The organism is Enterobacter sp. ZOR0014, from assembly GCF_000798855.1.
Classification (GTDB): domain Bacteria; phylum Pseudomonadota; class Gammaproteobacteria; order Enterobacterales; family Enterobacteriaceae; genus Enterobacter; species Enterobacter kobei.
The window spans coordinates 1-3,482 of sequence record NZ_JTLF01000127.1 but is presented as its reverse complement, the minus strand read 5'-3'; the positions used below and the strand labels follow the sequence as shown (position 1 = coordinate 3,482).

The following is a 3,482-nucleotide window of genomic DNA, read 5'->3' as shown; positions in this document are numbered from 1 at the left end:
GAACATAGAGAAAGGAGGATGCCTGCCATATATCCTGAAAAAAACACAGTAACAGCACGGGATGAAATAGCCAAACCAAGATTAACGCCCGTCAACTGTGAAAACAGCACCTTCCCTGCGGCTCCCCCAGAAATTTCCTTGATCACATTAGATATTTTCACCACATCTATACGAGATGTAAAATCCTCTATAAAGAAGTTTATAATTTTATGAACCATGTCTCTGTCAAAAACATTTCTCTTTAATAATCCTGCCATCCTGAATTTATCACCCAGGTTTTCCCTGCGATGCTCAGTATCAATAAAATCATACCCGAGATATCCAAGACTGACAGGGAAAGAGATAAAACCTTTCGCTACGGCCCCCCAGAAGCCAGACCCATCGATATTGATGGCATCCAGCATATCTCTGGCAATTTCTTTTGCACTGTCCATGATCGTTATCCTTGAGGGATCTTATTCATCAAAGACCATTACAATACCAACGTCCTCATCCCAACCGAGGGTAAGACGTTGCGGCTTCTGCCCCGCCGCCATGTGCGTCAGCAGTTGCTGGCTCAGCACCGGCAAAATCTGCTGGTTCAGCAGGCTGTCGATGTTGCGCGCCCCTGTGTCAGGCAGCAGGCAGGCATCGGTCAGCGCGTCCAGCAGGCTGTCGGCAATCGTAGTTTTCATACCGAAGTGACGCGCCAAACGCCTGCTCACCTGGTTCAGCTTCATCCCGACGATGGTGCGCATCGCCGCCTGCGCCAGCGGACGGTAAATCACCGTCTGGAAGCGCGCCAGCAGCGCGGGCTGGAAGTGGTCGCGAAGGATCGGGCGCAGCAGCTCATGCAGGTCGCCGTCGGTGGCCTCCGGCTGTTCCTGCAGCAACTGCATAAGATGGTCGCTGCCGAGGTTGGAGGTCATCAGGATAACAGTGTTGCGGAAGTCGATTTCGCGCCCCTCGCCGTCGCGCATAAACCCGCGGTCAAAGACCTGATAGAACAGGTTCATCACGTCCCGGTGTGCTTTCTCGACTTCATCGAGTAGTACTACGCTGTACGGCCGCTTGCGCACCGCCTCGGTGAGGATGCCGCCCTGGCCGTAGCCGACGTAGCCCGGAGGCGAGCCCTTGAGCTGCGAAACCGTGTGCGGCTCCTGGTACTCGGAGAGGTTAATGGTAATCAGGGATTTTTCGCCGCCAAACAGCTCGTCGGCCAGCGCCAGCGCGGTCTCGGTTTTACCGGTACCGCTGGTGCCGACCAGCAGGAACACGCCCTGCGGGCCATTCTCCGACGCAAGGCCGGTTTTGGCGGCGCGCAGGCGTTGCGCGATGGCGTTCAGCGCCGCGTCCTGGCCCACCACGCGTTTTGCCAGGTGATCTTCCAGGCTTAGCAGCTCGGTCTGCTCGTCCTTCATTAATGAGGAAAGCGGCACGCCGGTCCAGTCGGCAATCACCGCTGCCACGCTGAGGGTGTCTACGTCCAGGCCCAGCAGCGGGTTGCCCTGCTGTACGTCGCCAAGCTGGCGCTGCAAATCCGCAATGTCCGCCTGGCGGGCGATGTTCTGTCGGCAGGCCAGCAGCTGTTCCGTCAGCTTCAGCTCGTCGCCATACTGGGTTTCCAGCGCGTCAAGCGCCAGAATGGTGTGCTTCTCTTCCTGCTCAATCGCCGCCAGACGCTCGCCGTGAGAGGTGTTTCCCACCGCGATATCCTCCAGCAGCGCCTGCTTCTCCATATCCAGCGCCGTGAGCTGCGCCTTCATGCGGATCAGCGGCTCCGGCACGGTGTCGAGGCTCATGCGTACACGCGCGGAGGCGGTGTCCAGCAGGTCCACTGCCTTGTCCGGCAGCTGACGCCCCGTCAGGTAGCGGCGGGAAAGCGAGACGGCGGCCTTCACCGCCTCGTCGGTGATGTGCACCCCGTGGTGCTGCGCGTAGCGGGACTTCAGCCCTCTGAGCATCAGGCAGGCAGTATCGTCGTCCGGCTCGTCCACCTTCACCATCTGGAAGCGGCGTTCCAGCGCGGCGTCGCGCTCGAAGTACTGCTTGTACTCGCTCCAGGTGGTGGCAGCGATGGTTCTGAGTTCACCGCGCGCCAGCGCGGGCTTGAGCAGGTTGGCCGCGTCCGCGCCGCCTGCCTGATTGCCTGCCCCGATGATGGTATGGGCCTCGTCAATGAAAAGGAGAACAGGCAGCGGGGACTGCTGCACCGCCTCAATGATGTTTTTCAGGCGCTGTTCGAACTCGCCCTTCACGCCCGCGCCCGCCTGCAGCAGGCCGAGGTCGAGGGTGCGCACGGTGACGAGTTTCAGGCTCTCAGGCACGTTGCCTTCGGCAATGCGCAGCGCCAGCCCTTCCACCAGCGCGGTTTTGCCGACGCCCGGCTCGCCCACCAGAATCGGGTTGTTCTTGCGGCGTCTTGAGAGAATGTCCACCATCTGGCGGATTTCATTGTCGCGGCCAAACACCGGGTCGATTTTGCCGTCCCGCGCGCGCGCGGTGACGTCGAGGGTGAACTTGTCCAGCGCGTTATGCAGCGCCGGGCTGAGCTCCCCTTCCTTTATATCCACATTCACCGGACGGCCCACAAATTCCACTTCATTGCTGTTGCCCGGCGCCTCTTCCTGCTGCACTTCTTCCCGTTCGTCAGACTGGGCATCCAGCAGCCCGCGAAGGCGCTCAAGCTGGCTCTGCCCGGTGGTGGTCAGCGGCCACAGACCGTCGCAGCGCACGAGCGAAGGTTTTTCCACCACCGCCATCAGTAAATGCACGCTGCGGATCTGCGTTTCCCCCGCCAGCGAGGCGTGCAGCCACGCGTTTTGCATCAGGGTCTGGATGCTGTCAGAAAGATCCGGGCGACTGCGCATCGAACGTGGAAGCCTGTCGAGAAACGCCAGCAAATCCTGCCAGATCGCGTCCATATCCCACTCGTAGCGGCGGGCAATTACCGTGATGTCCCCTTCGCCCTGCTCCAGCAGCTTCAGCAGCCAGTGCTCAGGCAGAATTTCCGCATGCGCACGGGTCTGGCACAGGGAGGCGGCCCCTTCCATCGCACGGGCACAGTAGGGATTAAGACGACGTAACAGAACGGCTGGATTTTCCATGAGACTCTCTCTTTATCAGTTCCGGGCACGCTACCGCCCCTCGCTGTTTGCTTACCAAAGCGCATCAGGTCAGGCAGGCAGATTGTGTGTTCTTTGCTGAGCGTCCGTTGTGGCAGGCGCTCAGCAAAAAAAGCAGACGGAAAACCGTCTGCTCAGGCAATCATGCAGTGGTACGTTCGTTCCAGGAGTCGGAGTGAATGATGTTGCCGTCTTTGTAGGTCCAGGTGATTTTTTCGTAGCGCAGCTCAATCTGTTCCAGATGGTTGTGCTTCTCAAAAGAAGGATCTTTGACGTCGTGCATCAGCGGGTTCACCTTCACCACCTTCACGTTTTCCAGTTTGGTGTTGAAGTACTCCACTTCCTGGCCCGCGTCGTTGATTTTGTACCACTTGAATT

Annotated in this window: 3 protein-coding genes; all 3 read right to left on the bottom strand. The window is 58.9% G+C overall.

What is annotated here, in order from left to right; translation table 11 throughout:
- Positions 1-434 (bottom strand): hypothetical protein (locus tag L977_RS06695; protein ID WP_047625392.1); only part of this gene is annotated, 434 nt, incomplete at its 3' end.
- A gap of 21 nt (positions 435-455) precedes the next feature.
- A complete protein-coding gene (gene tssH / locus L977_RS06690; RefSeq protein WP_047625390.1) occupies positions 456-3,086 on the bottom strand; it encodes a type VI secretion system ATPase TssH in 2,631 nt (876 codons plus the stop codon).
- A 160-nt stretch (positions 3,087-3,246) separates the two neighbouring features.
- Positions 3,247-3,482, bottom strand: a 236-nt coding sequence (tssD, locus tag L977_RS06685) for a type VI secretion system tube protein TssD (protein ID WP_047625388.1), incomplete at its 5' end; no start/stop codon positions are given.